Annotated in this window: 28 protein-coding genes and 1 tRNA gene; 21 read left to right on the top strand and 8 right to left on the bottom strand. The window is 66.5% G+C overall.

All coding sequences use genetic code 11. The features are described 5' to 3' along the window. Nucleotides 1-252 precede the first annotated feature (252 nt). Nucleotides 253-936, bottom strand: coding sequence for a hypothetical protein (locus CKJ85_RS05290; RefSeq protein WP_143340161.1), 684 nt, complete (start codon nucleotides 934-936; stop codon nucleotides 253-255). Between the two features lie 62 nt (nucleotides 937-998). Between CKJ85_RS05290 and CKJ85_RS05285 the strand changes: the two genes are divergently transcribed. Both CKJ85_RS05285 and CKJ85_RS05280 read left to right on the top strand, forming a co-directional pair. Beyond that, nucleotides 999-1,478 carry a methylated-DNA--[protein]-cysteine S-methyltransferase gene (locus tag CKJ85_RS05285; RefSeq protein ID WP_095547463.1) on the top strand — a complete coding sequence of 160 codons (480 nt, stop codon included), beginning with the start codon at nucleotides 999-1,001 and terminating at the stop codon, nucleotides 1,476-1,478. Further along, entirely contained in the window at nucleotides 1,471-2,253 is a 783-nt protein-coding gene (locus tag CKJ85_RS05280; RefSeq protein WP_095553647.1) for a fructosamine kinase family protein, read from the top strand. The genes CKJ85_RS05285 and CKJ85_RS05280 overlap by 8 nt, the downstream gene beginning before the upstream one ends. Here CKJ85_RS05280 and nadE read toward each other — a convergent pair. Next, nucleotides 2,250-3,095, bottom strand: coding sequence for an ammonia-dependent NAD(+) synthetase (nadE, locus tag CKJ85_RS05275; RefSeq protein WP_095553646.1), 846 nt, complete (start codon nucleotides 3,093-3,095; stop codon nucleotides 2,250-2,252). The two genes, CKJ85_RS05280 and nadE, sit on opposite strands and share 4 nt — an antisense overlap. 26 nt (nucleotides 3,096-3,121) lie before the next feature. Between nadE and CKJ85_RS05270 the strand changes: the two genes are divergently transcribed. From CKJ85_RS05270 to nrdE, 5 genes are all read left to right on the top strand, one after another. Then, the gene (locus tag CKJ85_RS05270; RefSeq protein WP_095547460.1) at nucleotides 3,122-4,498 is read left to right on the top strand and encodes a sugar porter family MFS transporter; all 1,377 of its coding nucleotides are present in this window, start codon (nucleotides 3,122-3,124) and stop codon (nucleotides 4,496-4,498) included. Nucleotides 4,499-4,605: 107 nt separating this feature from the next. After that, a complete protein-coding gene (gene ykgO / locus CKJ85_RS05265; protein WP_005511141.1) occupies nucleotides 4,606-4,728 on the top strand; it encodes a type B 50S ribosomal protein L36 in 123 nt (40 codons plus the stop codon). A 311-nt stretch (nucleotides 4,729-5,039) separates the two neighbouring features. Further along, entirely contained in the window at nucleotides 5,040-5,270 is a 231-nt protein-coding gene (gene nrdH, locus CKJ85_RS05260) for a glutaredoxin-like protein NrdH (RefSeq protein WP_095275361.1), read from the top strand. An 81-nt stretch (nucleotides 5,271-5,351) separates the two neighbouring features. Continuing rightward, nucleotides 5,352-5,891 (top strand): class Ib ribonucleoside-diphosphate reductase assembly flavoprotein NrdI, encoded by a 540-nt coding sequence (gene nrdI, locus CKJ85_RS05255; RefSeq protein WP_095547459.1) that lies wholly within the window; start codon nucleotides 5,352-5,354, stop codon nucleotides 5,889-5,891. Between the two features lie 81 nt (nucleotides 5,892-5,972). Next, nucleotides 5,973-8,153, top strand: a complete 2,181-nt coding sequence (gene nrdE, locus CKJ85_RS05250) for a class 1b ribonucleoside-diphosphate reductase subunit alpha (protein ID WP_369825023.1) — start codon at nucleotides 5,973-5,975, stop codon at nucleotides 8,151-8,153. A gap of 96 nt (nucleotides 8,154-8,249) precedes the next feature. Here the strand turns inward: nrdE and CKJ85_RS05245 are convergent, their stop codons facing one another. Next, complete coding sequence (locus tag CKJ85_RS05245; protein ID WP_095547458.1) at nucleotides 8,250-8,963, bottom strand: FadR/GntR family transcriptional regulator; 714 nt, start codon at nucleotides 8,961-8,963, stop codon at nucleotides 8,250-8,252. 129 nt (nucleotides 8,964-9,092) lie between these two features. On the opposite strand from CKJ85_RS05245, the gene nrdF reads away from it, so the two are divergent. The 4 genes from nrdF to CKJ85_RS05225 all read left to right on the top strand — a co-directional run bounded on the left by nrdF (nucleotide 9,093) and on the right by CKJ85_RS05225 (nucleotide 14,267). Then, nucleotides 9,093-10,082, top strand: coding sequence for a class 1b ribonucleoside-diphosphate reductase subunit beta (nrdF, locus tag CKJ85_RS05240; RefSeq protein WP_095547457.1), 990 nt, complete (start codon nucleotides 9,093-9,095; stop codon nucleotides 10,080-10,082). Between the two features lie 356 nt (nucleotides 10,083-10,438). Then, nucleotides 10,439-12,196, top strand: coding sequence for a cytochrome c oxidase subunit I (gene ctaD, locus CKJ85_RS05235; RefSeq protein ID WP_095547456.1), 1,758 nt, complete (start codon nucleotides 10,439-10,441; stop codon nucleotides 12,194-12,196). An 80-nt stretch (nucleotides 12,197-12,276) separates the two neighbouring features. Next, complete coding sequence (serB, locus tag CKJ85_RS05230) at nucleotides 12,277-13,536, top strand: phosphoserine phosphatase SerB (protein ID WP_095537388.1); 1,260 nt, start codon at nucleotides 12,277-12,279, stop codon at nucleotides 13,534-13,536. Further along, nucleotides 13,533-14,267, top strand: coding sequence for an aminoacyl-tRNA hydrolase (locus tag CKJ85_RS05225; protein WP_233126960.1), 735 nt, complete (start codon nucleotides 13,533-13,535; stop codon nucleotides 14,265-14,267). Before serB ends, CKJ85_RS05225 begins: the two co-directional genes overlap by 4 nt. Here the strand turns inward: CKJ85_RS05225 and CKJ85_RS05220 are convergent. The 3 genes from CKJ85_RS05220 to CKJ85_RS05210 all read right to left on the bottom strand — a co-directional run bounded on the left by CKJ85_RS05220 (nucleotide 14,264) and on the right by CKJ85_RS05210 (nucleotide 18,221). Beyond that, nucleotides 14,264-16,252 carry an ATP-dependent DNA helicase gene (locus CKJ85_RS05220; protein ID WP_233126959.1) on the bottom strand — a complete coding sequence of 663 codons (1,989 nt, stop codon included), beginning with the start codon at nucleotides 16,250-16,252 and terminating at the stop codon, nucleotides 14,264-14,266. The genes CKJ85_RS05225 and CKJ85_RS05220 overlap by 4 nt on opposite strands. A 26-nt stretch (nucleotides 16,253-16,278) precedes the next feature. Beyond that, nucleotides 16,279-17,619, bottom strand: a complete 1,341-nt coding sequence (locus CKJ85_RS05215) for a nicotinate phosphoribosyltransferase (RefSeq protein WP_095537387.1) — start codon at nucleotides 17,617-17,619, stop codon at nucleotides 16,279-16,281. A 65-nt stretch (nucleotides 17,620-17,684) separates the two neighbouring features. Then, nucleotides 17,685-18,221, bottom strand: coding sequence for a CAP domain-containing protein (locus CKJ85_RS05210; RefSeq protein WP_095537386.1), 537 nt, complete (start codon nucleotides 18,219-18,221; stop codon nucleotides 17,685-17,687). Nucleotides 18,222-18,377: 156 nt separating this feature from the next. Here CKJ85_RS05210 and clpS point away from each other — a divergent pair, with 156 nt between their 5' ends. The 9 genes from clpS to CKJ85_RS05165 are packed head-to-tail and all read left to right on the top strand — an operon-like array spanning nucleotide 18,378 to nucleotide 24,610. Beyond that, nucleotides 18,378-18,677 carry an ATP-dependent Clp protease adapter ClpS gene (gene clpS, locus CKJ85_RS05205; protein ID WP_173783196.1) on the top strand — a complete coding sequence of 100 codons (300 nt, stop codon included), beginning with the start codon at nucleotides 18,378-18,380 and terminating at the stop codon, nucleotides 18,675-18,677. A gap of 4 nt (nucleotides 18,678-18,681) precedes the next feature. After that, nucleotides 18,682-19,221, top strand: a complete 540-nt coding sequence (locus CKJ85_RS05200) for a DUF2017 domain-containing protein (protein WP_095553645.1) — start codon at nucleotides 18,682-18,684, stop codon at nucleotides 19,219-19,221. A 4-nt stretch (nucleotides 19,222-19,225) separates the two neighbouring features. Further along, nucleotides 19,226-20,269, top strand: a complete 1,044-nt coding sequence (locus tag CKJ85_RS05195) for a P1 family peptidase (protein WP_095553644.1) — start codon at nucleotides 19,226-19,228, stop codon at nucleotides 20,267-20,269. Nucleotides 20,270-20,314: 45 nt separating this feature from the next. Then, nucleotides 20,315-21,115 (top strand): rhomboid family intramembrane serine protease, encoded by an 801-nt coding sequence (locus tag CKJ85_RS05190; protein ID WP_095547453.1) that lies wholly within the window; start codon nucleotides 20,315-20,317, stop codon nucleotides 21,113-21,115. Nucleotides 21,116-21,145: 30 nt separating this feature from the next. Continuing rightward, the gene (gene murI / locus CKJ85_RS05185) at nucleotides 21,146-22,009 is read left to right on the top strand and encodes a glutamate racemase (RefSeq protein ID WP_095553643.1); all 864 of its coding nucleotides are present in this window, start codon (nucleotides 21,146-21,148) and stop codon (nucleotides 22,007-22,009) included. Between the two features lie 54 nt (nucleotides 22,010-22,063). Further along, a complete protein-coding gene (locus CKJ85_RS05180; RefSeq protein ID WP_095553642.1) occupies nucleotides 22,064-22,828 on the top strand; it encodes an MBL fold metallo-hydrolase in 765 nt (254 codons plus the stop codon). A gap of 29 nt (nucleotides 22,829-22,857) precedes the next feature. Further along, nucleotides 22,858-23,586, top strand: coding sequence for a ribonuclease PH (gene rph / locus CKJ85_RS05175; protein WP_095275373.1), 729 nt, complete (start codon nucleotides 22,858-22,860; stop codon nucleotides 23,584-23,586). Next, nucleotides 23,580-24,209, top strand: a complete 630-nt coding sequence (rdgB, locus tag CKJ85_RS05170; RefSeq protein ID WP_095535359.1) for an RdgB/HAM1 family non-canonical purine NTP pyrophosphatase — start codon at nucleotides 23,580-23,582, stop codon at nucleotides 24,207-24,209. The genes rph and rdgB overlap by 7 nt, the downstream gene beginning before the upstream one ends. 23 nt (nucleotides 24,210-24,232) lie before the next feature. Continuing rightward, entirely contained in the window at nucleotides 24,233-24,610 is a 378-nt protein-coding gene (locus tag CKJ85_RS05165; RefSeq protein ID WP_095553641.1) for a hypothetical protein, read from the top strand. Nucleotides 24,611-24,648: 38 nt separating this feature from the next. Here CKJ85_RS05165 and CKJ85_RS05160 read toward each other — a convergent pair whose 3' ends face one another. Together CKJ85_RS05160 and CKJ85_RS05155 are read right to left on the bottom strand one after the other, a co-directional pair. Further along, a complete protein-coding gene (locus tag CKJ85_RS05160; protein ID WP_095553640.1) occupies nucleotides 24,649-25,014 on the bottom strand; it encodes a DUF3817 domain-containing protein in 366 nt (121 codons plus the stop codon). After that, nucleotides 25,011-25,466 (bottom strand): hypothetical protein, encoded by a 456-nt coding sequence (locus CKJ85_RS05155; protein ID WP_095553639.1) that lies wholly within the window; start codon nucleotides 25,464-25,466, stop codon nucleotides 25,011-25,013. Before CKJ85_RS05155 ends, CKJ85_RS05160 begins: the two co-directional genes overlap by 4 nt. A 112-nt stretch (nucleotides 25,467-25,578) precedes the next feature. Between CKJ85_RS05155 and CKJ85_RS05150 the strand changes: the two genes are divergently transcribed. Then, a tRNA-Leu gene (locus tag CKJ85_RS05150) sits at nucleotides 25,579-25,660 on the top strand. Nucleotides 25,661-25,665: the final 5 nt, after the last annotated feature.

The following is a 25,665-nucleotide window of genomic DNA, read 5'->3' as shown; positions in this document are numbered from 1 at the left end:
ATGGCTGGAGTGGTGGACCTTCATGTTGCAAGCCAGGAATCCCGATTCGACGAGCACTTTCCCGCCGTAGCCGGAGGTAAGACCGGGAATCTATAGCTCAAAAAGCACACATTTTGTCGCTTAACCCCTGTTTGACGAGGACCGGATGACGAAGATGCGGAGGTTTCGTCGCACCCTCGTCAAGCTGTTCTCGTCAACCTTGAGGTGCCGATTGTATGAGCGCAGCCGACGTAATCCCCACTGCCGGGCTGCCTACTGCGCAGCCTGGCGCATGCCCTCGAAGTAGGCGCTGCCGTCGGCCCCGGTGTAGCAAGCGCTCGAGTCCACCGGCCAGAGGCTGCGCGCCTGCTCGCACGTCCACTCGGAGGCGTAGGGGCCCATGGTGGCCCACTCCATGATCGGCCCGCCCTGCTGCGGCGCGGGCTGGGCAGGAGCCTGTTGAACAGGAGCCTGCTGCGCTGGCGCCTCCTGCTGCGGAGATTCTTGTACCGGCGCGGGTGCCGGCTCTGGTTCGGGCGCCTGCTGCTGGTTGCGCGCTTCCGCTGCGGCTGCCTCGGACGCTGCCGCCGCTGACTGCTCCGCCTCCTCGCGCGCCTGCGCGGAGCGGGACGCCTCTGCGGCTGCAGACTCGGAAGCTGCCGCTGCCGCGCTCGATTCGGACGCCGCTTGCTCCGCGGATTCCTTATCCATTCGGTCGCGTGCCGCGTCGAGCTCTTCCTGGTCAATAACGCCGTCGCCGTTCGCGTCGTCGGCATCCACCAGCTTGTGGCTCAAGTCGCGCATGTCGGATTCGCAGCCGGCGTCGCCGTCGCACACGGTGGCGTCGATAGGCGGGTTTGTCCCCGCGATCGTCTCGGAAGAGGAATCGCTGCACCCCACGAGCGCCGCGGCTGATGCAACGAGGAGAAGAGTAATGCTTGCAAGTTTCTTGTGCATAGCTTGGAGTGTATCGAATGCGCCCCCGGCGAGCAGGCCGTTTGCAGGCTACGGTGGGGCCCATGGACACGCTGCAGTTCCACCAGATCGATTCCCCAATTGGCCGCCTGGGCCTCGTCGTGACACCGAAGGGGTTGGCCAAGGTCCTCTTCGAGTGCGACGACATCGACGCCGAGCGCGACCGCGCCGACCGCCCCGCTGAAGTACCGCTGGCCGCCCAACAGCTCACGGAGTACTTCGCGGGCCACCGCACGAGCTTCACGCTCCCGCTGGACTTCCGTTTTGCGTCGGGGTTTCGCACCGAGGTCCTCCGGGAGCTCGCCCGCGTCCCCTTCGGCGCCACCACCACCTACAAGCAGCTCGCCGGGCAGGTGGGAAACCCCAACGCCGTGCGCGCGGTTGGCGGCGCCTGCGCGAACAACCCGCTGCCCATCGTCGTGCCCTGTCACCGGGTGCTGCGCGCGGACGGCGGTCTCGGCGGCTACCGTGGCGGGACCGACGCGAAACGTTACCTGCTGGGCAAGGAGGGCATTGATGTGTAAGGGCTTTACCAAGCACGGCAGCGCGCCGGGGTCCGCCGCCTCCGAGGCGGCGGGGCTTCGCTGGCTGCGCGAGGGATCGCAGGCCGTGGTCGAGGTCCTTTCGCTTCACGACGCCACGAACACTCTCACCATCGAATCCGTCGAACCCGCACGCCCAACTCGAGACGCCGCGCTCCGCGCCGGCCGCGAGTTGGCTGCGATCCACGCCGCGGGTGCTCCGGCGTTCGGCGCCCCGCCGACCGGGTGGGAGGGGCCGAACTTCATCGGGCGCCTTGAGCAGGACTGCGTGCCGACGGACCGCTGGGCCGAGTTCTACGTCAACCAACGCGTGCTGCCGTTCGCGCGCTCGGCGCACGCCGTGGGCAACCTGGACGCGCACGAGCTCGTCGAGGTTGAGCGTGCCTGCGACGCGCTCCTGGCCGAGGACGAGGACGCCCCGCTCGCGCGCATCCACGGCGACCTGTGGGCGGGCAACCTCCTGTTTAGCCCGGAGGGGCCGAGGTTCATCGACCCGGCCGCCCACGGCGGGCACCCGCTGACGGACATCGCCATGCTGGAGCTCTTCGGTGCTCCGTACTTCGACGCGATCGTGGACGGGTACCTCGGCGTGGGCGGCACGCTTGGGTCAGGCTGGCGCGCCCGCATCCCGGTTCACCAGCTGCACCCGCTCGCGGTCCACGCCACCACCCACGGCCCGAGCTACGGCTCGGCGCTGGTCCGCGCCGCCCTCGACACCCTCGACGCCCTCGGCACAGGGGCCGGAAAGAGCAGCTAGCGCCACCAGTTCTCGGTCGGCCCCGGCGGCAGGTGGCGCTTGTGTTGGCCGACGCGCCAGAGGTGTTCCAGGCGCGCCGCGGTGTCGGCGGGCACCTGCTTGCCTTCCAGGTAATCGTCGATAAGCGAATAGCTCACGCCGAGCGCCTCCTCATCGGGCAGCGCCGGGCGATCCTCCTCCAGGTCCGCGGTGGGCACCTTCTCCCACAGGCGCGGGGCGGCGCCGAGGTGCTGGAGCAGCGCGGCGCCCTGGCGCTTGTTCAGGCCGGCGAGCGGGAGGAGGTCGGCCGCGCCGTCGCCGAACTTGGTGAAGAAGCCGGTGATGTTCTCCGCCGCGTGGTCGGTGCCAATGACCAGGAAGCCGCGCTCGCCAGCGATGGCGTACTGGGCCACCATGCGCAGCCGGGCTTTTACGTTGCCCTTGTTGAAGTCGCCGAGGCCGTCCACCCCAATGGCGGAGGCGACCTGCGCGTTGAGCGCGTCGGTGGCGGGCTTGATGTCCACGGTGACGGTCTCGTCGGGGCGGATGAACTGGAGCGCGAGCTGCGCGTCGTCCTCGTCGGCCTGCACGCCGTGCGGGAGGCGGACCGCGACGAACGTGGCCTCGGCGCCCTCGGCGCGACGCCGCTCCACCGCGAGCTGGGCGAGCCTGCCCGCAAGGGTAGAATCCTGTCCGCCGGAGATGCCCAGCACGAAGCCGGTCGCGCCTGAGGCTGCGAGGTAGTCAACCAGGAAGTCAACGCGGCGCGACACCTCCTCCTCTGAATCGATCAAGGGGCGCACACCCAGGGCGTTTATGATGTCCTGCTGCAGGTTTTCGTCGTGTTCAGACATGACATCCATCGTAGCCGTCAGCCATATTGGGGGACATGGTTCACAACACTCGCGCACCACGTTACGTGCGCACCGTCGCCGCCACGGCAGCGCTCGGCGGCCTCCTGTTCGGCTACGACACCGGCGTGATGAGCGGCGCGCTGCTCTTTATCACCCCTGAGTTCAGCATGTCCCCGGGGCAGGAGGGGCTGGTGACGTCCATGCTGCTCGTCGGCGCCGCCATTGGCGCCCTCGGCGGCGGCGCGGTTGCTGACGCGCTCGGCCGCCGCCGCACACTCATCGTCGGCGGCGCCCTCTTCGTCCTCGGCTCCGTCTGGTGCGCACTGGCCGGCGGCGTCGGGGCGCTGGCGGCGGCGCGCACCTTTCTCGGGATCGCGGTCGGCGGTGTCTCAATCGTCACGCCCATGTACATCGCGGAGATGTCGCCGGCGAAGTTCCGCGGCAAGCTCGTCTCGCTGAACACGCTCATGATCGTGGTCGGCCAGCTCCTCGCGTACCTGGTCAACTCGGTGCTCGCGCACACGGGCAGCTGGCAGTGGATGCTCGGCCTCGCCGCCGTCCCGGGCGCCGCGCTGGCGGTCGGCATGCTCCTGTTGCCGGAAACCCCGCTGTGGCAGGCGCGTCGCGGGGCACGTCGGCAGGCGGAGGTGACTGCGGCGCGCGTCGGCATGGGCTCGGATGAGCTCGAGGAGCTCTTGCTTGACGACGCCCAGACGCGCCAGGCCGCCAGTGCCGGGGAATGGCGCACCCTCCGCCGAACCCCTTGGCTGCGCTCCACAGTCCTCGTCGCCGCGCTGCTCGGTGTGACGCAGCAGGTCACCGGCGTCAACGCGATCGTCTACTTCGCGCCCACCATGATGGAGACCGTCGGTCTCTCCACCGAAAACGCCGTCTACACCTCCATCGTCATTGGACTGGTGTCCGTGGTCGCCTGCTGGGTTGGCTTGCAGGTGGTGGACCGGATCGGCCGCACGCGCCTGCTGCTCCTCGGTCTGGCGGGCAACGTGGTCTTCCTCGTCGCGCTCGCCGTGATGTTCCGGGCCGCGGAGGGGAATGCGGCCCTGGCGTGGGTGGCGCTCGCCTGCATGGCGGGGTTCATCGCCTCGCAACAGGCCGCGGTCTCGCCGACGACGTGGCTGCTCATCTCCGAGCTGGTGCCCCCACAGGTCCGCGGCGTGGGGATGGGCCTGGCCGGGCTCGCGCTATGGGTGATGAATTGGGTGGTCGCCCAGTTCTTCCTCCCGCTTGTCGACGCCACCTCTGCCACCTTCACCTTCTGCCTCTTTGCGGTCTTCGGCGTGGTCGCCTCCGTCTTCGTGGCGCGCCGGGTCCCGGAGACGATGGGGCGCAGTCTTGACGACGTCGCCGCGGAGATGCGCCAGCGTTTTGGTGCTGGGCAGAAGAACGTGTAACCTTAACCGACGTGTCGCGACCCGGCACCGCGCAGCATGCTGGTAGCGTGCTGCGGCTGGGCATGAGGTCGCAGGTCAATGAAACCTCGAGAAGAAAGGAGCGCCCGATGAAGGTCCGCAAGTCGCTTCGGTCGCTGAAGAACAAGCCGGGCGCCCAGGTTGTACGCCGCCGCGGCAAGGTCTACGTGATCAACAAGAAGGAGCCGCGCTTCAAGGCTCGCCAGGGCTAGTTCACCGCCCGCCCAAACACCCCGCCACCAACCGGATTTCCGTCCGGCCGGTGGCGGGGTGTTGGCTTTTGTGAAATTAAATTGCACGGATGTAACCCGTTTGCTGGTGCGGGAGTGGTTATAGCGGACTACATGTGGGTAATTCCTGGGGCCTATCCTGGGAATACCAGCCCTGTAACTACTACATGTAGTATCACTTGCCAGAAATTGCCCCAAGGTATAGTGTTTCTTGGTGTTGCGCTGAGGTAGGAATCAGCGCCGAGGAAACCCCGTCATCTTCCCGTAAACGCGACAGAAAAGAGCTACAGGTTATGTCCATCACCGTGTACACGAAGCCCGCTTGCATGCAGTGCAAGGCAACCACCAAGGCCCTTGATAAGGCTGGTCTGGAGTACTCCCTCGTCGACATCTCGGTGGACGAGGAGGCTCGTGATTACGTCATGGCGCTCGGCTACCTGCAGGCACCCATCGTCGAGGTGGACGGTGAGCACTGGTCCGGCTTCCGCCCGGATCGCATCCGCGGCCTGAAGCCCGCCGCCTAAGCGGCTCCGCGCGAGCCGCACGGCGCGCCCTGGGCGGGGCGCGCACCCCACCACCTGCACAATTCAACACCTGGAGCGAGCATGCTTGTCGTGTACTTTTCCTCGACGACGGAAAATACGAAACGTTTCGTAGAAAAGGTCGGGTTGCCCAGCGCGCGGATCCCGCTGCGCAGGGCGGAGGCACCGCTCGAGGTGGACGAGCCCTTTGTGCTGGTGTGTCCGACGTACGGGGGAGGGGCGTCGATAAGCAATGCTCAATCACGGCCCGTGCCCAAGCAAGTCATCCGCTTCCTCAACAACCCGCGCAACCGGTCGCAGCTGCGCGGTGTGATCGCGGGTGGCAATTCGAACTTCGGCCCAGACTACTGCGTGGCTGGCGACATTATCGCGCGCAAGTGCAACGTCCCCTACCTCTACCGCTTCGAGCTGATGGGGACGTGGGACGACGTGGCGCACGTGCGCGGCTCGCTGATCCACAACGCGGTGGCACTCGGGCTCACGCCGTTGAGCGAAAGGCAACAGGCGGCGCTGCAGCCGCTTCCCGCGGATAATGGGGACCGGCTCGACGCGCTGCGCGCCAAGTACCAGGCGAAATACCTGCGCGATCCGCGCAGCGCCTAGTGCGCGCGCCCTGCGCCCGAGCGCAAGAAACCTCAAACTTGTAACCTAGAGATCCGACAAACGTGAATGAAAGGCTCTGCTGTGTCCACCTACGCTTCTGCTTCGGATAAGCACGGGAAAGTCGTCCCGGAACCGGTGAATACCACCGACCAGTTGGATTATCACGCGCTCAACGCGCTGCTGAACCTCTACGACGAGGACGGCCACATCCAGTTTGATAAGGACCGGGAAGCGGCCAATCAGTTCTTCCTCCAGCACGTGAACCAGAACACCGTGTACTTCCACGACCTGGAAGAGAAGATGAAGTACCTGGTGGACAACAAGTACTACGAGCCGCACGTCGTGGACGCCTACGACTGGGAATTTGTGAAGGAGACGTTCAAGCGCGCCTACGGTTTCAAGTTCCGCTTTAAGTCCTTCCTCGGCGCGTACAAGTACTACACCTCCTACACCCTGAAGACGTTTGACGGCCGCCGCTACCTCGAGCGCTTTGAGGATCGCGTGGCGATGACGGCGCTCTTCCTCGCCGACGGCGATGAGGAGCTCGCGTCCGCGCTCGTGGACGAGATCATGACCGGCCGCTTCCAGCCCGCCACCCCGACCTTCCTCAACGCCGGCAAGGCGCAGCGCGGCGAGCTCGTCTCCTGCTTCCTCCTGCGCATCGAGGACAACATGGAGTCCATCGGTCGCGCCATCAACTCCTCGCTGCAGCTGTCCAAGCGCGGCGGCGGCGTCGCCCTGCTGCTGAGCAACATCCGCGAGTCCGGCGCGCCGATCAAGCACATTGAGAACCAGTCTTCCGGGGTCATCCCCGTGATGAAGCTGCTGGAGGACTCCTTCTCCTACGCCAACCAGCTCGGTGCGCGCCAGGGCGCGGGCGCGGTGTACCTGAATGCGCACCACCCGGACATCATGAAGTTCCTGGACACCAAGCGCGAGAACGCGGACGAGAAGATCCGCATCAAGACCCTCTCGCTCGGCGTGGTCATCCCGGACATCACCTTCGAGCTGGCCAAGCGCAACGACGACATGTACCTGTTCAGCCCGTACGACGTCGAGCGGGTCTACGGCAAGCCCTTCGCCGACATCTCCGTGACCGAAAAGTACGAGGAGATGGTGGAGGACCCGCGCATCCGCAAGTCCAAGATCAACGCCCGCCAGTTCTTCCAGACGCTGGCGGAGATCCAGTTCGAGTCCGGCTACCCGTACATCATGTTCGAGGACACCGCGAACCGCGCGAACCCGGTGAAGACCGGCCGCATCAACATGTCCAACCTGTGCTCCGAGATCCTCCAGGTCAACTCCGCCTCCGAGCTCAATGAGGACCTGACCTACCAGGAGGTCGGCCACGACATTTCCTGCAACCTGGGCTCGCTGAACATCGCGATGACGATGGATTCGGACAACTTTGCCCGCACCATCGAGACCGCCATCCGCGGGCTGACCGCCGTGGCGGACAAGACGGCCATTAACTCCGTGCCGTCCGTGCGCGAGGGCAACGACGCCTCGCACGCCATCGGCCTTGGCCAGATGAACCTGCACGGCTACCTCGGCCGCGAGCACATCCACTACGGCTCCGAGGAGGCACTCGACTTCACCAACGCCTACTTCGCCGCCGTGATGTTCCAGGCAATCCGTGCGTCCCACAAGATCGCGGTGGAAAAGGGCCAGGCGTTCGCCGACTTTGACAAGTCCGAGTACGCCACCGGCGAATTCTTCGACCGCTACGACACGGCCGACTTCCAGCCCAAGACCGACAAGGTCAAGGCGCTTTTCGACGCTTCCAACATCGCCGCACCAACCGCGGAGGAGTGGCAGCAGCTGAAGCAGGACGTGGCGCGCGACGGCATCTACAACCGCTACCTGCAGGCGGTGCCGCCGACCGGCTCCATCTCCTACATCAACAACTCCACCTCGTCGATCCACCCGATCGCCTCCAAGATTGAGATCCGCAAGGAAGGCAAGATCGGCCGCGTCTACTACCCGGCGCCGCACATGGACAACGACAACCTGGAGTACTTCGAGGACGCGTACGAGATTGGCTACAAGGCCATCGTGGACACCTACTCAGTGGCGACCCGCTACGTGGACCAGGGCCTGTCGCTGACCATGTTCTTCAAGGACACGGTCACCACCCGCGACCTGAACCGCGCGCAGATCTACGCATGGACCAAGGGCATCAAGTCCCTGTACTACATCCGCCTGCGCCAAATGGCGCTGGAAGGCACCGAGGTCGAGGGCTGCGTGTCCTGCATGCTGTAGCCGACAGAGCTGCCGCTGGCACACGACCGGGCCCCGACACGTAAAGAGGGCCTGCGCGCCGACTTCGGCGGGCAGGCCCCTTTTTGTACCTCTCTATTAGATCGCCAGGAAGGTTTTGATCCCGGTGAGCAGGTCGCGGGAGGCAGCTTCGGAGGCGGAGGCGTCGCCGTCGCTAATTGCCTTTGCCAGGTCGACATGGATGCGCATCGCGGGCACTGAGGGATCGTCCGGCATGATGCCGTAGCGCGTGCGACCTTCGAGCACGTGCATGATCGGTTCCGCCAAGGTGGAAAACATCTCGTTGCCAGATGCGTGCAGGATCAGCGTGTGGAACTCCTTGTCCGCGTCGAGGAATTCCTGCGTGTTGCCGGCGCCCGCCTCGGAAAGGTTGACCAGCAGCTCCGCGAGCTCGAGCAGGCGGGCCGATTGCGCAGGCGTTGCGTGGCTGGCGGCCAGCAGCGCGGCGACCGGCTCGACGGCGGTGCGCAGCTCGTTGAGCGACGTAATCTGCGCGGGGCGCTGCTCGGCGCACGAGAGGCGCCACTTGATCACGGACTGATCGAACACCGCCCAGTGCTCGGGCGGCAGTACCTTAATGCCTACGCGGCGTGATGAGGAGACGAGCCCCATCTGTTCGAGCGCGCGCATGACCTCGCGGGCAACGGTGCGAGAGATGCCGAACCTGGAGGATAAGTCCTGCAATGTAAAGGTGTATCCGGGTTCGAGGGCGCCGGAAATGATTTGCTCGCCGAGGGTGTCAAGGATCGACGTAAGCAGGGGCTCCGCCGAAGGTTCCTGGGGTGCGGCCATGGAATTCAACCTCATATGGTGGGAAAACGAGAAATAGAACTACCATTATCCTAGTCCTCAACGGGGGTAAACAAAATCGCGTGACGCGCGGTGCGGTGGGGAAGAAGACAATTGGTTAGGATGTGAGCCATGAGTGAGGAATATCAGGCATACCTGGATAGCCACCCGAACCCGATTAAGGCGATCAACTGGAATGAGATTCCGGATGAAAAGGACCAGGAGGTGTGGGATCGCCTCACCGGCAACTTCTGGCTGCCGGAAAAGATTCCGGTGTCCAACGACATCCCGAGCTGGAACACGCTCAATGACGCGGAACAACTCGCCACCATGCGCGTGTTTGCGAACCTGACCCTGCTGGACACCATCCAGGGCACGGTCGGCGCGGTGTCGCTGATCCCGGATTCGCGCACGCTGCACGAGGAGGCCGTGTATACCAACATCGCCTTCATGGAGTCCGTGCACGCGAAGTCGTACAGCAATATCTATATGACGCTGGCGTCCACGCCGCAGATTAACGACGCATTCCGTTGGACCGAGGAAAACGCCCAGGTGCAGCGCAAGGCGAAGATCGTCAAGTCCTACTACCGCGGCGACGACCCGCTGAAGAAGAAGATCGCCTCCGTGATGCTGGAGTCCTTCCTCTTCTACTCCGGGTTCTACCTGCCGCTGAACTGGTCGGTGCACTCCAAGCTGACCAACACCGCCGACATCATCCGCCTCATTATCCGTGATGAGGCCGTGCACGGCTACTACATCGGCTACAAGTACCAGGTCGCGCTGCGCGAGGAGTCCCCGGAGCGCCAGGAGGAGCTGAAGGAGTACACCTTCGATCTGCTCTACGACCTCTACGAGAACGAGCAGCAGTACACCGAGGACATCTACGACCCGCTCGGCTGGACCGAGGACGTCAAGCGCTTCCTGCGCTACAACGCCAACAAGGCGCTGAACAACCTCGGCTACGAGGGGCTCTTCCCGGCGGATGAGACCAAGGTGTCGCCGGCGATCCTCGCGTCGCTGTCGCCGAACGCGGATGAGAACCACGACTTCTTCTCCGGCTCCGGCTCGTCCTACGTCATCGGCAAGGCGGAGGACACCGCCGATGAGGATTGGGACTTTTAGGGGCACGCTTATCGACGACCACGTGAGCGTCGATAAGCCTCAACCTTTCGTTTGATATACAACGGGGGACCGTGACACGCGGTTGACCACGCATGGGGTCAACCGGCAATCTGTCGAGGTGTTTGGGCGTGTCGCGCCCACCTCGGCGGGGGAGTGGGCGCGCACGCGGGGCAATCCCTGCCAATCGCGCGTGGCTCCCGCGGACCGGCGCGCACGATGTGACGCAAGGGCCTATTGTTTAACCTGTAGCTGGCCTGGGAGGGCTGGCAATTCCATGAGCCGATCACATATGATGATTCGGTATCTAACAAGGCCTCGCCGCCATTGCGGTGGCGAGCCGAAGTCAGGAGGATCGAATGACCGCTGTGGCGCCAAGGCTGGACAATCATGTCCCGCCGACACGTCCGGAGCCGACGGGACACGCTCGCCGTGGCTCCAAAATCTACAAGCAGCTGACCACGACCGACCACAAAGAACTGGGCATCATGTACATCATCATGTCCTTCGTCTGGTTCTTCCTCGGCGGTTTCATGGCGCTGCTTATCCGTGCTGAGCTGTTCCACCCGGGCATGCAGTTCCTGTCCAACGAGCAGTTCAACCAGCTGTTCACCATGCACGGCACGGTGATGTTGCTGGCCTTTGGTACCCCAATCGTCTGGGGCTTTGCTAACTACATCCTGCCGCTGCAGATCGGCGCACCGGACGTGGCCTTCCCGCGCCTGAACGCCTTCGGTTTCTGGATCACCACCGTCGGCGTTGTCGCCATGCTCTCCGGCTTCATCACGCCGGGTGGTGCGGCCGACTTCGGCTGGACCATGTACATGCCGCTGGCTGACGCTGTCCACACCCCGTCCGTCTCCGCCAACCTCTGGATCGTCGGCGTGGGCGCAACCGGTGTTGGTACCGTCGCCTCCGCGATCAACATGCTCACCACCGTGCTGACCATGCGCGCACCGGGCATGACCATGTTCCGCCTGCCGGTCTTCACCTGGACCGTGTTCGTCACCTCCATCATCGTGCTGATGATCTTCCCGCTGCTGCTCGCCGCGGCACTGGGCGTGCTGTACGACCGCCTGCTCGGCGGCCACATCTACGACACCGCTAACGGCGGCTCCGTCCTGTGGCAGCACCTGTTCTGGTTCTTCGGCCACCCGGAGGTGTACGTCCTGGCGCTGCCGTTCTTCGGCATCATCTCCGAGATCGTCCCGGTCTTCTCCCGTAAGCCGATCTTCGGTTACATCGGTCTCGTCTTCGCAACGCTGGCCATCGCGGGCCTGTCCATGGCCGTGTGGGCGCACCACATGTTCGCCACCGGCGCGATCCTGCTGCCGTTCTTCTCCTTCATGACCTTCCTCATCGCCGTGCCGACCGGCGTGAAGTTCTTCAACTGGGTCGGCACCATGTGGAACGGCCACATCACCTTCGAGTCCCCGATGATGTGGGCGATGGGCTTCCTGTTCACCTTCCTCTTCGGTGGCCTGACCGGCATCATGCTGGCGTCCCCGCCGCTGGACTTCCACCTGCACGACTCCTACTTCGTGGTCGCGCACTTCCACTACACCCTGTTCGGTACCGTGGTGTTCTCCGCAATCGCCGGCGTCCACTTCTGGTTCCCGAAGATGACGGGTCGCATGCTGGACGAGCGCCTGGCAAAGCTGTCCTTCTGGCTGGTCTTCATCGGCTTCAACATGACCTTCCTGGTCCAGCACTGGCTGGGCAACATGGGCATGCCGCGCCGCTACGCCGACTACCTGGACACCGACGGCTTCACCTTCCTGAACCAGGTCTCCACCGTCGGCGCCCTGATCCTGGGCATCGGTATGCTGCCGTTCATCTGGAACGTGTTCAAGTCCTGGCGCTACGGCGAGGTCGTCACCGTGGACGACCCGTGGGGCTACGGCAACTCCCTCGAGTGGGCAACCTCTTGCCCGCCGCCGCGCCACAACTTCACCGCGCTGCCGCGCATCCGCTCCGAGCGCCCCGCGTTCGAGCTGCACTACCCGCACATGGTGGAGACCCTGCGCCGCGAGGCGCACGCCGGCCACCACGCAGACGGCCCGGCAACCTGGAAGGGCGAGTCCGCAACCACCGGTTCTACCGCTGTGACCAAGTAATTCGCTTGGCGCGAACCCCCTGACAGTAATTACCCCTCACCGCCTCGGTGAGGGGTTTTGCTGTGCTATCGTCCTGGTTTGTGACCAACCAGCCAGCCTTCCAAGTCGAACTGCAACCGGGTCTTAAGCCCGCGGTGATTTCCACCTCGGGCCCGGACCGCCCCGGCGTCTCCGCCGAGTTTTTTACCGTCCTTGCACGGCACGGGGTGCAGCTGCTCGACGTCTCCCAGACAGACTTCCGCGGACGCATGATGCTCGCGGCCCTGGTAGGCATGGACCCTCACTCGCTCACGCAGGTTGAGCGAGAGCTTCGCGATGGGCTATGGGAGTACGGCCAGCGCGTGAACATCGAGACACACGCGGAAGCCCGCGCGGTGTCGCGCCCCCGCTCGACGCACGTGCTCGTGGCCCTGGGCAACCCGGTCAGCGCGGAGGCCATCTCCCGCCTCGGCGCGGAGCTCGCCGCCGTGGGCGCGAACATCGACGCCATCCGCGGCGTTGCCCAGTACCCGGTAACCGGGCTGGAATTCCGCATCACCATGCCGGACTACACACCTGGCGATGCCCAGGAGCTGCGCAAGCGTTTGGCCGAGCTCTCCGGCGAACTCGGCGTGGACGTGGCGATGGAGCACGCAGGCCTGCACCGGCGCGCGAAGCGCCTCGTCTGCTTCGACTGCGACTCAACGCTGATCACCGGCGAGGTGATCGAGATGCTCGCCGCCCACGCCGGCCGCGAAGCGGAGGTGGCCGAGGTAACGGCGCGCGCGATGCGCGGCGAGCTGGACTTCGAGGAGTCGCTGCGCGAGCGCGTGAAGGCACTGGCTGGGCTCGACGCCTCCGTCATCGACCGTGTCGCCGCCGACATCGAGCTCACCCCGGGCGCCCGCACCACCATCCGCACGCTCAACTCGTTGGGCTACCGCACGGCGGTCGTCTCCGGCGGATTCATCCAGGTGCTGGAGGACCTCGCCGCGGACCTCGAGCTGGACTACGTGCGCGCCAACACGCTGGAGATTGAGGACGGCAAGCTCACCGGCCGGGTCATCGGCAAGGTGGTGGACCGCAAGGCCAAGGCGGACTTCCTCGCCGAGTTCGCCGCGGACTCCGGGCTGGCGCTTTCGCAGACGGTCGCGGTGGGCGACGGCGCCAACGACATCGACATGATCTCCCGCGCCGGCCTCGGCATTGCGTTCAACGCCAAGCCCGCCCTCAAGGAGGTCGCGGACGCGTCGGTGAACTTCCCGTTCTTGGACGAGGTCCTCTACATCCTGGGCATTCCCCGCGAGGAGATCGACTCCTCCGACGCGGCCGCGGGCATCGACACCAGGCGCCCGCTGTGACGGCGTCGGCGCACGGGTTGCTCGCGGCGTCGATAGGCAAAGGCTCCGGCGACCCCGACGACCCCGCGGCGGTGCAGGCGATGCAAATGGCCATCAATCTGCCGAAGCAGGACCCGCCCGCTCGCAACGCCATGCTTATCGACGCCGCACGTGCCGCCCTCCTCGTCTGCCTCGACGAGCGGGCCGAGCGCGACGGGTTTTGGCGCGAACGGCTCGAGGCGTGGTACTCCCGCAGGATCCGGAAGGTGGCGCGGCGCGCCCGCAACAAGGCGTGGGACGATGTCCAGGCGCTGCCCGGCGTGACCGTCGGCAGCGTGCGTGCGTTCGTGCCCTCCGCGGTGTCCGAGGTGCCGCACGAGCTGGCGAAGCTGCAGATCCGCGGCACGGACCTGCCGGCCGACGAGGGCCCGCTCCCGTTCGACCCGACCGCGCCGACGATCGCGGTGGACGCGTCCCTCGAGATGACGGCCGGGAAGGCGGCGGCGCAGGTGGGGCACGCGTCGATGCTGTACGCGGCAGCGCGTCCGGAGGGCGAGGTGCGCGAGTGGGCTGCCGCCGGGTGCCCGCTAAACGTGCGCGAGGTGCCTGCGGACGTGTTCGCCGCTTGCGCGGCGCACCCGGGCGCGGTGCCGGTGCGCGACGCGGGCTTTACTGAGGTCGCTCCCGGTTCGATGACGGTGCTCACGCTGCCGCCGGGCGCGTTCGATCCGGAGAGCGGGAGACCCGGCTAGCGGGCGACCAAGCGCTTGAGCGCTCCGGTGACTACGTCGAGCCGGTCGGTTTGCCAGAAGGGCGGCAGCGAACGCAGGAGGAATGCGCCGTAGCGCTTGGTGACTAAGCGGTTGTCCAGCACGGCGACGACGCCGCGGTCGTCCACCGAGCGCAGCAGGCGGCCGGCACCCTGCGCCATGAGGAGTGCCGCGTGGGTTGCGGAGACCTCCATGAACCCGGAGCGGCCGGCGGCGTCGGCGGCGTTGGCGCGCGCCTGGAGGAGCGGGTCGTCGGGGCGGGGGAAGGGGATGCGGTCAATGAGCACGAGCGAGAGGGAACTGCCGGGCACGTCCACGCCCTGCCAGAGCGACAGGGTGCCAAACAGACACGAGTTTTCCGCGTTGGCAAAGGCGGTCACGAGCGCGCCGGTGGAGTCCTCGCCCTGCACAAAGATGTCAAAGGGGAGTCGCGCGCGCATCGCCTCCGCGGCCTGTTCGGCGGCGCGGCGCGAGGAGAACAGCCCGAGGGTGCGCCCGCCCGCGGCAGTGATGAGGGTGGCGATCTCGTCCAGAGTCTCGCGGCTCAGCCCGTCCCGGCCGGGGGCTGGGAGGTGGCGGGCGGTGTAGAGGATGCCGGCTTTCGCCGGGTCGAATGGGGTGCCCGCGTCCAGACTGTCCCAGGACCCGGACGGCAGGCCCCAGGCAGCGGCCATCGCGTCGAAGTTGCCGCCGACCGTGAGCGTAGCGGAGGTGAGCACGACGGTTTGCTCGCCGAACAGGTTCTCGCGAAGCAGGGCCGCCACGGACAGGGGAGCGACGGCGACGGAGTCCCCGAAGCGGTCGTTGCGGGTCAGCCACACCACGTCCGTGTGCTTGGCGGGGTCGTCCTCGTCAAACACGCCCAGGATGCGTACGACCGCGTCGTGCAGGTCGCCGAGGTGGTTCTTCAGGTTCGTGCGCTCGGCAAACTTCTCCGGGTTGTTCTCCGATTCGCCCTCGGGGCTGTCCGCGATGCTGGTGCGGGTGGCCCAGAGCGCGTCGCGAAGCGCGGCGAACGCGCCGCGGGCCGGGTCGGAGATGCGCTCCCAGCGGCCGGGCTGCTCCAGGTCGAGCACCGCGGTGAAGTCGTCCTTGACCTCCTCGAGCTTGTCACCGTCGCCGCCGATCTTGTCCGCGCGCCGCGCCGCGAGCGTGAGCGCTCGGGCGGAGATCTCGTTCGTGGCCACCGAGGTGATGCGCGCGTCCAGCTCGTGGGCCTCGTCGATGAGCACGGCCTCGTGCTCGGGCAGGATGTTGGAATCCGCGAGCGCGTCGATGGCCAGGAGCGCGTGGTTGGTCACCACGACGTCCACGTCGCGCGTCTTCTCTCGCGCGAGCTCCGCGAAGCACTCCTCGCCGTGCGGGCAGCGGGCCGCACCGAGGCACTCGTTGGAGGTCACGGAGACCTGCCGCCATGCCAGGTCCGGCACGCCGGGGGAGAGGTCGTCGCGGTCGCCGGTCTCGGTCTCCTGCGCCCACTCGGCCACGCGCTTGACGTGGCGGCCGGTCCAGGAGAGCTCGGATTCGTCGATAAGCGATCCCTCTGGCTCGTCCTGCGCGAGCTTGTTCAGGCAGACGTAGTTATTGCGGCCTTTTTGAATTGCAAAGGTGGGGCGGTGCGGCAAGTGCGGCTCGAGCGCGTCCGCAAGGCGCGGCAGGTCGCGCTGCACCAGCTGGCGCTGCAGCGCGAGCGTGGCGGTGGAGACGACCACCGTGGTGTCGTTGGCCTGCGCGTAGCGCACCGCGGGCACGAGGTAGGCGAAGGACTTGCCGGTACCTGTGCCGGCCTGCACCGCGAGGTGGCGCTCCGTGTCCAGTGCGCGCGCCACGGCCTCAGCCATGCGTTGCTGCCCCTCGCGCGTTGCACCCCCAAGCTTATCGACGACAGCGCCCAACAATTCCAGCGTCTCCCCGCTCAGGGGAACGTCGCCGGTGGTGGTGCCTTCTTCTTCCTCGCGCGTGCTCACACCGTGAAAGTGTAGCGGGGTCGGTGTTAGTCCAGCGGGTCGGGGAAGCCGACGAATCGCGTCGGGATGGCGGCGTCGCCGCGCGAGAGCGCGAGGCCCTCCCACGGCAGGGTGCCGCGCGCCGCGTCGTGCAGGGTGCGGGCCTGCTCTAGGCTGCCGTGCTGCTCGTCGTACTCGGGGAGGCGCTTGCCGCCGCGCACCATTGGCACCACGATCTCGTGGTAATCCAGGTTGGGCTTGCGGGTGATCTCCGCGTCGAGCGGGTAGACGATCTCGGCGACAGCGACGCCTGACGCGCGGTAGCCGCGCAGCGCCGTCTTCGCGCCGCCGTAGGTCTGCTTGCCCGACGAGCGCTTCGCCACCGGGTGGCCCTCCACCTCGACGAGCTTGTACACGAGCCCGGCGGTGGGGGCGCCGGAGCCGGTGACCACGGAGGTGCCCACGCCGAACCCGTCGACCGGGTCGCCGCGCAGCCCGGCGATGGCGAACTCGTCGAGGTCGGAGGAGACGATGATGCGGGTGTTAAACGCGCCGGCCTTGTCCAGCTGTTGGCGCACGCGGCGCGACACGATGCCCAGATCGCCCGAGTCGATGCGCACCGCGCCGAGCTCCGTGCCCGCGACCTCGATGGCGTTGGCCACGCCCTTGGTGATGTCGAAGGTGTCCACCAACAGCGTGGTATCTACGCCCAGCTGGTCAATCTGCGCCTTGAACGCCGCCTTCTCGTCCGGCGTGCCGTCCTCGTCCACGTGCAGCAGCGTCCAGGAGTGCGCGGCGGTGCCTGACGGCGGGATGCCGTAGCGCAGCGACGCCTCCATATTGGAGGTGGCCTCGAACCCGGCGATGTAGGCGGCGCGGGCGGCGGTCACGGCGGACTGCTCGTGGGTGCGGCGCGAGCCCATCTCAATGATCGGGCGGCCGTCTGCCGCCGAGACCATGCGGGAGGCGGCGGAGGCGACAGCGGAGTCCGAGTTCAGGATGGAGAGGATGACTGTTTCCAGGATGACGCACTCGGCGAAGGTGCCGCGCAGCGTCATGATGGGGGAGTAGGGGAAGTAGATGTCGCCTTCGCGGTAGCCGTCGATGTCGCCCGAGAACCGGTAGTTGGCCAGGTAGTCCTTGGCCTCGTCGGACAGGAAGTCGGCCGCGTCGATCTGGTCTTGCGTGAAGCGGAACTTTTCTACCGCGTCGATCACGCGCGAGGTGCCGGCGACCACACCGTAGCGGCGCTCGCCGGGCAGGCGCCGGGTAAATACCTCGAACGCGCATTGGCGGTGTGCGGTGCCGTCCTTCAGTGCGGCGTCGAGCATGGTGAGCTCGTACATGTCGGTCAGAAACGCTGTAGAGTCCGGCGTGGAGTTCGTCATGGTCTTACAGACTACGCCCTGGTCGCGCGCGTCGCGTTTATTTGCGCGGAAGGGGCTCTTCGGGGCTATCCCGCAAACGCCACGACGACCCACACATCGCCGCGCCCGTAGGCCACGCCGATGCCCACGTCGCGGTGGCGATCATCCAGCAGCACCTCCATGTGCTCGGGCGAGTGGGTGAACAGCTCGAAGAACTCGTAGCCGGAGGCCTGCTCTACCGGGAGGTGGGCGGAGACCTGCGCGGTCTTCTCGCCGGCATCCAGCGGTGGCTGCTCACCGGTGACCGCGTTGCCCTCTGCTTGGGCTTGGGCGGTGCGCTGCAATTCGGGGTCGAGGCTGACTGGGGGCAGTGTGTCGTCGATACGCAACTGGGCGATGGCGGTGAAGAAGTCGGTGCGGATCTCCTCGAGCTGCTGCCCGGTGTCAAAGTCGGGATCGACGTAGCTGTCGCCGCGCCCGTCCGCGTGCGAGGAGCCGTCGGAGTGCTGCGCGCTGACCACGGTGAGGGCGACTGCGCTGACGATGCCGAGGACGGCAAGCACGGCACGCAGCAACTGCTCGGTGGAGACAGGCAGCTCCTGGAGGCTGGGGATGTTCCGCATGGGCCCTGATCCTAGCAACCTCCCGGGGCACACGTGCGGGAAACAACCGGTAGGCTGGTCCGCATGAATTGCGAATTCACGCGCGAGGACATGGGCCAGGACATGAGCCCGGACATGAGCCCGGAAGCGAGTTCAGCCGCGAGCCGAGTGCCGCAGATGAGCTCGCCGATGGCTACCCCGGACCTTGAGGAGGACCTGAAGGTTGAGGTCGCGGCCGGAGAGAACCTGCCATGGATGTGCATTGTGTGGGACGACCCGGTCAACCTGATGAGCTACGTCACCTACGTGTTCCAGACGGTGCTGGGCTACGACCGCAAGCGCGCGAATGAGCTGATGATGCAGGTACACACCGAGGGTAAGGCCGTGGTCTCCTCGGGTGAGAAGGACAAGGTCGAGGGCGACGTGAAGAAGCTGCACACCGCCGGCCTGTGGGCGACGATGCAGCAGGCGGGGTAGAGCTATGCAACCGTGGCGTAAGAAGAAAGGCCTGATGCGTTCAGGCGTGAAGTTCACTACCGAGTTCGATCCGTTGGAACGCGAGGTGATCGGCGACCTCACCGCGACCGTGTCGGAGGCGCTCATCTCGCGCGCGCAGTCCGCGCCGAAGGACGAGTTTGCAGAGATGGTCGGCATGTCCACGGGCCACACCGAGGCACCGGAGGACCCGAAGCTGGCCCGCCTGCTGCCCGATTTCGAGCGCGAGGGCGACGAGGAGTTCGACGGCGACAACGGCCTGCTCCGCAGCCTGCACGAGAACGACATCATCCGTGCGAAGCTGATGAACATGCAGGTGATCAATGACATGCTGGGCCCCAACGGCGGCGTGGAGGTGAGCATCGACGAGCAAGAGGCCCACCAGTTCGTCGCCGCGCTCAATGACATGCGCCTCTACGTGTCCGCGGATGATCGCGGCGGCGAGGGCCAGGCCCAGGATCGCGAGCGCCTCATGGAGTGGCTCGCGTTCTGCCAGGACTCCCTCGTCGACGTGCTCTGCGAGTAAACAGATGCTTGTCGACGCCACCGTGGCCCCAATCCTTCCCGCGGCCCATCTCTCCCTGGGCGACACCGGTGTGACCGCGTTCGTCGCCGCCGACCCGCGCGGGATGCGCGCCGCTGTCGACGTGCGCGGCGGCGGGCCGGGCACTCGCGAGACCGACCTGCTCGCCCCGCACAACACGGTCGAGCGAGTCCACGCCATCCTGCTGTGCGGCGGTTCCGCGTTCGGCCTGGCCGCCGCCGACGGAGCGATGCGCGAGCTGGAGTCGCGCGGGCGGGGGTTCCCAGTCTTCGGCGAGGGCGTGCCGGGCCCGCGCGTGCCCATCGTCCCCGCAGCCGTCATTTTCGACCTTGCCGTCGGTGATCCGTCGCACCGCCCAACTGCGAGTGACGGGGCCGCGGCCGTGGCGGCAGCGCTGGAGGACACCGCGGGCGAGCCGTTGGCGTCGGGCAGTGTCGGTGCCGGCTGCGGCGCGACCGCCGGCGTCCTGCGCGGCGGTTTCGGCATCGCGTCCCGCGCGGTGGAACTTCCCGGGGCGCGCAGGAGCGCGACGGTGACCGCCGCGGTGGTGGCAAACCCGGTGGGGTCGGTGGTTGACCCCGCGACGGGGCTACTGTTTGGCGATGCTTCGAAACCCGCCGTGGACCTCGAGCGGTACCGCACCCTGCAGCGGCCCGCCCCTGGCAGCGGCGCGCCGGACCCGCGGCTGAACACCACCATCGGCATGGTGGCCACCGACGTGGACCTCCCGGTGCCGCAGCTGCAGCGCCTGGCCATGACGGGGCACGACGGGATCGCCCGCGCGATCCGCCCCGCCCACTCGCCGCTGGACGGCGACACCCTCTTCGCCGTCTCCGTCCCGAAAGATGATGGTCAAGACGCGGGTGGGCAGCGCGACGCCGGTCAGCCGCTGGCACCGGAAGCGCTCGCGCACCTTGGCGGTGCCGCGGCGGACGCGGTGGAGGCAGCGATCGTGGACGCGGTGTGCAGTGCCACGGGCGGTTTCGGGGTGACGGCGTGGTCGGACGTGGTTGCTGGTGGGCGTCGATAAGCTTGCTCAGCGCGTCGGCGAGCGCCCCGGCTACACTTATTAGCGATGACACACAATCCTTACGGAACCAGCGGCCCGACCCCACCCAGTAACCCCTACCAGGGCGCGGGCTGGGGTTACGGCCAGACCCACCAGCCCGGCTACGGCAAGCCGTTCCAGCGGCCGTTTTCGCACCCTGAGACGCAGCTGCCCGCATTCCCGGACGGCGTGCAGCCGGAAGATAAACGGACCAAGCGTAAGAAGCAGCGGCGCACGGGGTTCACATTCGCCATCGGCTACCTGGTGGTGATCTGGGCGGTGTTTCTGCTCAACGAGGGGCTGTTCGGAGGGCTCCTGCAGTACTGGGGCATCCACCCGCTCGACCTGGTGAGCATCTGGCACATTTTCACCGCCCCGCTGCTGCACGCCAACCTCGAGCACATCGTGGGTAACTCGGTCACCGGAGCGATTTTCGCGTTTCTCATCGGCTACTCGGGCAAGCGCGTCTTCTGGGAGGTCACGACGTTTGCCACGGTATTCAGCGGGCTGGGCACCTGGCTGTTCGGCGGGATTGGTACCAACCACCTCGGCGCCTCGGGCGTCATTTACGGCTGGCTGATCTACCTGCTGGTGCGCGGCATCTTCAACCGATCCGGGACGCAGATCGCGCTGGGCCTCGTGCTCGCGTTCTTCTACTCCGGGCTGATCCTGGGCGTGCTGCCGGGCACGCCCGGCGTGAGCTGGCAGGCACACCTCTTCGGCGCCATCGGCGGATTTTTCGCCGGCATGATCATCACCTCGGACGACCCGCCGGAGCTGGTGGCCAAGCGCGAGGCGAAGAAGGCTCGGAAACAGGCGGGCTACTAGCGCGGCGACACGGGTGGCACAATGGCACCCATGGAACAGCACAGTGGGAGTAGCAACGGAACCAGCGGGGGAAATACCGCCCCGATCGGCATCTTCGACTCAGGCGTGGGAGGGCTGACCGTCGCGCGCGCCGTGATGGATCAGCTGCCCGATGAAGCAATCATCTACATCGGCGATACGGGCCACAGTCCGTACGGTCCGCAGTCGATCGCAGACGTGCGCGCGCACGCGCAGCGCATCGGCGACCAGCTCGTAGACCAGGGCTGCAAGATGCTCGTCATTGCCTGCAACACCGCCACCGCCGCATTCCTGCACGATGCGCGCGAGCGGTACGACATCCCCGTCATCGAGGTCATCCAGCCCGCCGTGCGCCGCGCGATCGCGACGACCCGGAACAACAAGGTAGGCGTCATCGGCACCGCGGGCACCATCAAGTCGGGGGCGTACCAGGACCTCTTTTCGCTCAAGTCCGACCTGCAGGTCACCGCGGCGGCGTGCCCGGCCTTTGTGGAGTTTGTGGAGCGCGGTATTACCTCCGGCCGCCAGATCCTCGGCGTGGCGCAGGGGTACCTCGAACCGCTGCAGGCCGCAGGCGTGGACACGCTGGTGCTGGGCTGCACGCACTACCCGCTGCTCTCGGGCGTGATTCAGCTGGCCATCGGCGAGCAGGTCACGCTTGTCTCTTCGGCGGAGGAGACGTCGAAGGACGTGCTGCGCGTGCTCACGGAGCGCGACATGCTCGCCCCGCCGCAGGCCGAGAGCGGCCGCGCGCCCGAGCGGGTGTTTGCGTCGACGGGCGACCCGGTGGTGTTCGACCGGCTGGCCGCGCGCTTCCTGGGGCCGCAGGTGCGGGCAGTGGGGGAGCAAAACTTGGGGGCTGTGCGGCGTCGATAAGCAAAAATGCCCCGAAGTTTAGAATTCCCCGCAGATTCATGGCACAGTAAGCGCATGAAGTTGACCATCCTCGGCTGCTCCGGGAGCCTGGCCGCGCCAGGCAACCCCGGCTCCTCCTACGTAGTGAGCGCGCCCGGGCACAGCGACATTCTGTTGGATTTCGGCCCCGGTGCCCTCGCTGCCATGCAGGAACACTTCGACCCGGCGGACGCGCACGTGTGCTTCAGCCACCTGCACGCGGACCACTGCTCCGACATCGCCTCGCTGCTGGTGTGGCGCCGCTACCACCCGGAAAAGCCGGCGGCGTCGCGCCACCGCATGTTCGGCCCGAGCTACACGCCGGAGCATGTTGGCCGGATGAGCGCGGACGGCCCGGACCAGATCGACGACATCGCAGACACCTTCGATTTCGCAGCGTGGCGCACCGGGCAGGCGGAAACCCTCGGCGGGGTGACCGTGACACCGTTCGAGGTCGTGCACCCGGCTGCGGAGTCGCACGCGCTGCGCATTGAGGATGGCTCGCGCGCAATCGCCTATTCCGGGGATAGCGCGTGGACGCCCGCGCTTATCGACGCCGCCCGTAACGCCGACCTCTTCCTCTGCGAAGCCGCCTGGGGCCCGACCTCGGAGGGGATGGCGCCGGGGATGCACCTTTCCGGCGCAGAGGCCGGTCGCATCGCCCGCGAGGCTGGGGTGAAGACGCTGGTGCTCGTGCACATCCAGCCGTGGACCAGCACGCAGGCCACGCTCGAGGCGGCGCGAGCCGAGTTTGATGGCGAGATCGTGGTTGGCTCCGCGGGGGACGTCTTCGAGCTGTAGGGCGCGCGGCGTGCGTTAGGCTGGGGCGCATGACTGATTTCAAACGCGCAGACGGCCGCGGACTCAACGAGATGCGCCCGGTGCGCATCACCCGCGGCTTTACTTCCAACCCAGCTGGCAGCGTGCTTGTCGAGTTTGGCAACACCCGCGTGATGTGCACCGCCTCCGTGGAGGAGGGCGTGCCGCGCTTTAAGCGGGATTCCGGCGAAGGCTGGCTCACCGCGGAGTACGCGATGCTCCCGTCGGCCACCCACGACCGCATGCCGCGCGAATCCATGAAGGGCAAGGTCAAGGGCCGCACCCACGAGATTTCCCGCCTGGTGGGTCGCTCTCTGCGCGCTGCGGTGGACCTGTCCGAGCTGGGCGAAAACACCATCCAGCTCGATTGCGATGTGCTGCAAGCCGATGGCGGGACGCGCACCGCGTCCATCACGGGCGCGTACGTAGCGCTGGCGGACGCGATCGAGGTGCTCAAGGAGCGCGGCGTGGTACCGGGCGAGCCGCTGCTCAAGCCCGTCGCTGCGGTGTCCGTTGGCATTATCGACGGCCGCGTGAGCCTCGACCTGCCGTACGAGGAAGACTCCCGCGCGGAGGTTGACCTCAACGTGGTGATGCAGGAGGGCGGCAACTTCGTGGAGATCCAGGGCACCGGCGAGCACGGCCTCTTCGGCCGCAGCGAGCTCAACGAGATGCTCGATGTTGCCGAGGTCGGGCTCAACGAGCTGATCGGCGCCCAGAAGGCGGCGCTGGGATGGTAAAAGTCCTGGTCGCTTCGAACAACCCCGGGAAGCTCCGCGAGCTCGAAGAGGTGCTGCGCGAGCTGGACATCGCCGGTGTTGAGCTGGTGTCGCTGCGCGACGTCGAACCCTACCCGGAGCCGAAAGAGGACGGGCTGACCTTCGAGGACAACGCGCTGATCAAGGCTCGCGCCGGCGCCGCGCGCACCGGGCTGCCCTGCGTCGCCGACGACTCGGGCCTGGCCGTCACTGCGCTCAACGGGATGCCTGGCGTGCTCTCCGCGCGTTGGTCCGGCGACCACGACGCAGACGACGCCGACGCCGCGAATAACCGGTTGTTGCTCGCGCAGATGCAGGACATCGAGCTTCGCGACGCCGCGTTTATCTCCTGCTGCGCCCTCGTCACCCCCGCCGGCGACGAGTTCACGGCGACGGGCCGCTGGCCGGGCCAGCTGCTCCGCGAGCCGCAGGGCGAGGGCGGGTTCGGCTACGACCCGCTGTTCGCCCCGGACGACGCGCAGCCAGCCGAAGCGATGCGTCCGGTCTCCTCGGCGGAGTTGACGCCAGAGGAGAAGAACGCCCGGTCGCACCGTGGACAGGCGCTGCGCGCGCTCGCCCCGGACATCGCGCGCCTGCTGGGATAGGCCAGTTTGGCTAGGGTAGTGGCATGAAGAAAACGCTTGCACTCTCAGCCACTGTCATGATCGCCGGAACCGCGCTCGTCGGCTGCGGCTCGTCCTCCGATTGGGACGGCTCCTGGTCCGGTGACGTCACCTCCACGGACGCCAGCCAGCCCGGCGGCGCCGCGACCCTCACCATCGACGGCGGTGACTGCCACTGGGAGCTCACCGAGCCGGACGGCCAAACCAACGACGCCCGGTGCGAGCAGGACGACGAGGAATTTAAGCTCGCCGACCCGCTTTCCGGGCGCGACCTGGAGTACAAGGGCAAGATCAACGGCGACACGCTGACGTTGAGCCCGGACAATGACCGCGCCGAGGACATCGGCGTGATGGTCCTGACCCGGGCTGGGGAAGGAAAGTAGTTGGTTCGGGGCGCGTAACCGGCGCCCGACCGCCTTGGTTACCCGAGCTGGAAAGTCTCGGTGACTTCCTTGCGTCGCTTCGCTTCGACGATGAAGGACATGAACGGCACGATGCCGGAAACCGCGGTGAGCACCCACGTCACCGATGACCAGCGGGCCTTAAGCCCCAGGTTCAGCGAGGCGACGAGGAAGAACATAAACGCGAAGCCGTGGACGCGAGCCACCCACGAGAGGAGGGACACGTCCATGCCCAGGCCGTACTGCATCACCATGCGGGTGATGAGCAAGAGGAAAAGTACGCCTGTGATCCACGCCGTGATGGAGAAGAGGTGCAGCGCGGTGCGCACGCGGCGCTGACGCTCCGGGTGGATCTTCGGGGTGGCAGCGGGGGTTTGCTCGGTCATGCGTCCTTCTCCTCGGATTTGTGCTGGTGTGGGGTTTGCCTACGCGGCGTGAGCATGTCGTTGTATTCCTGGACGTCCATCTGCGGCCGCGATGGGAGGAAGTCTTCGCTGATAGTTTTCGGTTGCGATGGGTCCGCACCGTACTTGGCCAGGTCCGCCTCGTACAGGCTGTCCATTTGCTCGCCGGCGTTGATCGCGTCGATCTTCTCGTTTTCCATGCGGATGCCCGCCCGGTAGGCGTAAACAAAAAACGCCCCGAAGAACGGCCACTGGAGGGCGTACCCAAGGTTTTGGAACGTGCCCGTGCCGGACTGGAAGCGGGTCCACTGCCACCACGCCAGCAGGCAGCAGGTGATGACGGCGGCGATAAGCAGCAGGATATGCCACGCGCGCACCTTCACGCGGGAGCGCTTCTCCGGTGCAGGGGCCTCTGTTTCGCCGAACTCACTCACAAGCGGACAGTTTACCAACTCCGCACGCGCAACCAAACTAAAGTTTGATGGGGTGAGCGGGGGCTTACCGGTTTCGGGCGGGCGCGTCGCGCCGTGTAGCATGATGGTCACCGCGCCCGTGGCGGAATTGGCAGACGCGCTGGATTTAGGTTCCAGTGTCTACGGACGTGAGAGTTCAAGTCTCTCCGGGCGCACACGA

The organism is Corynebacterium sp. NML 150383 (assembly GCF_002285085.1).
Classification (GTDB): Bacteria; Actinomycetota; Actinomycetes; order Mycobacteriales; family Mycobacteriaceae; genus Corynebacterium; species Corynebacterium gottingense.
Note: the sequence above shows the minus strand (reverse complement) of the source record. Positions and strands in the feature narration are given on the sequence as shown.

Bases quoted from the DNA above. Each gene is read 5' to 3' on its own strand.
- nadE (WP_095553646.1), bottom strand. From the start codon at position 3,095: ATGGATGTCATGTCTGAACACGACGAAAACCTGCAGCAGGACATCATA.
- CKJ85_RS05190 (WP_095547453.1), top strand. From the start codon at position 20,315: ATGACACACAATCCTTACGGAACCAGCGGCCCGACCCCACCCAGTAAC.
- nrdF (WP_095547457.1), top strand. From the start codon at position 9,093: ATGAGTGAGGAATATCAGGCATACCTGGATAGCCACCCGAACCCGATT.
- CKJ85_RS05270 (WP_095547460.1), top strand. From the start codon at position 3,122: ATGGTTCACAACACTCGCGCACCACGTTACGTGCGCACCGTCGCCGCC.
- rph (WP_095275373.1), top strand. From the start codon at position 22,858: ATGACTGATTTCAAACGCGCAGACGGCCGCGGACTCAACGAGATGCGC.
- CKJ85_RS05280 (WP_095553647.1), top strand. From the start codon at position 1,471: ATGTGTAAGGGCTTTACCAAGCACGGCAGCGCGCCGGGGTCCGCCGCC.
- rdgB (WP_095535359.1), top strand. From the start codon at position 23,580: ATGGTAAAAGTCCTGGTCGCTTCGAACAACCCCGGGAAGCTCCGCGAG.
- ctaD (WP_095547456.1), top strand. From the start codon at position 10,439: ATGACCGCTGTGGCGCCAAGGCTGGACAATCATGTCCCGCCGACACGT.
- CKJ85_RS05285 (WP_095547463.1), top strand. From the start codon at position 999: ATGGACACGCTGCAGTTCCACCAGATCGATTCCCCAATTGGCCGCCTG.
- clpS (WP_173783196.1), top strand. From the start codon at position 18,378: ATGAGCTCGCCGATGGCTACCCCGGACCTTGAGGAGGACCTGAAGGTT.
- CKJ85_RS05180 (WP_095553642.1), top strand. From the start codon at position 22,064: ATGAAGTTGACCATCCTCGGCTGCTCCGGGAGCCTGGCCGCGCCAGGC.
- nrdI (WP_095547459.1), top strand. From the start codon at position 5,352: ATGCTTGTCGTGTACTTTTCCTCGACGACGGAAAATACGAAACGTTTC.
- CKJ85_RS05215 (WP_095537387.1), bottom strand. From the start codon at position 17,619: ATGACGAACTCCACGCCGGACTCTACAGCGTTTCTGACCGACATGTAC.
- ykgO (WP_005511141.1), top strand. From the start codon at position 4,606: ATGAAGGTCCGCAAGTCGCTTCGGTCGCTGAAGAACAAGCCGGGCGCC.
- CKJ85_RS05290 (WP_143340161.1), bottom strand. From the start codon at position 936: ATGCACAAGAAACTTGCAAGCATTACTCTTCTCCTCGTTGCATCAGCC.
- nrdH (WP_095275361.1), top strand. From the start codon at position 5,040: ATGTCCATCACCGTGTACACGAAGCCCGCTTGCATGCAGTGCAAGGCA.
- CKJ85_RS05210 (WP_095537386.1), bottom strand. From the start codon at position 18,221: ATGCGGAACATCCCCAGCCTCCAGGAGCTGCCTGTCTCCACCGAGCAG.
- CKJ85_RS05200 (WP_095553645.1), top strand. From the start codon at position 18,682: ATGCAACCGTGGCGTAAGAAGAAAGGCCTGATGCGTTCAGGCGTGAAG.
- CKJ85_RS05160 (WP_095553640.1), bottom strand. From the start codon at position 25,014: ATGACCGAGCAAACCCCCGCTGCCACCCCGAAGATCCACCCGGAGCGT.
- murI (WP_095553643.1), top strand. From the start codon at position 21,146: ATGGAACAGCACAGTGGGAGTAGCAACGGAACCAGCGGGGGAAATACC.
- CKJ85_RS05195 (WP_095553644.1), top strand. From the start codon at position 19,226: ATGCTTGTCGACGCCACCGTGGCCCCAATCCTTCCCGCGGCCCATCTC.
- CKJ85_RS05245 (WP_095547458.1), bottom strand. From the start codon at position 8,963: ATGGCCGCACCCCAGGAACCTTCGGCGGAGCCCCTGCTTACGTCGATC.
- CKJ85_RS05165 (WP_095553641.1), top strand. From the start codon at position 24,233: ATGAAGAAAACGCTTGCACTCTCAGCCACTGTCATGATCGCCGGAACC.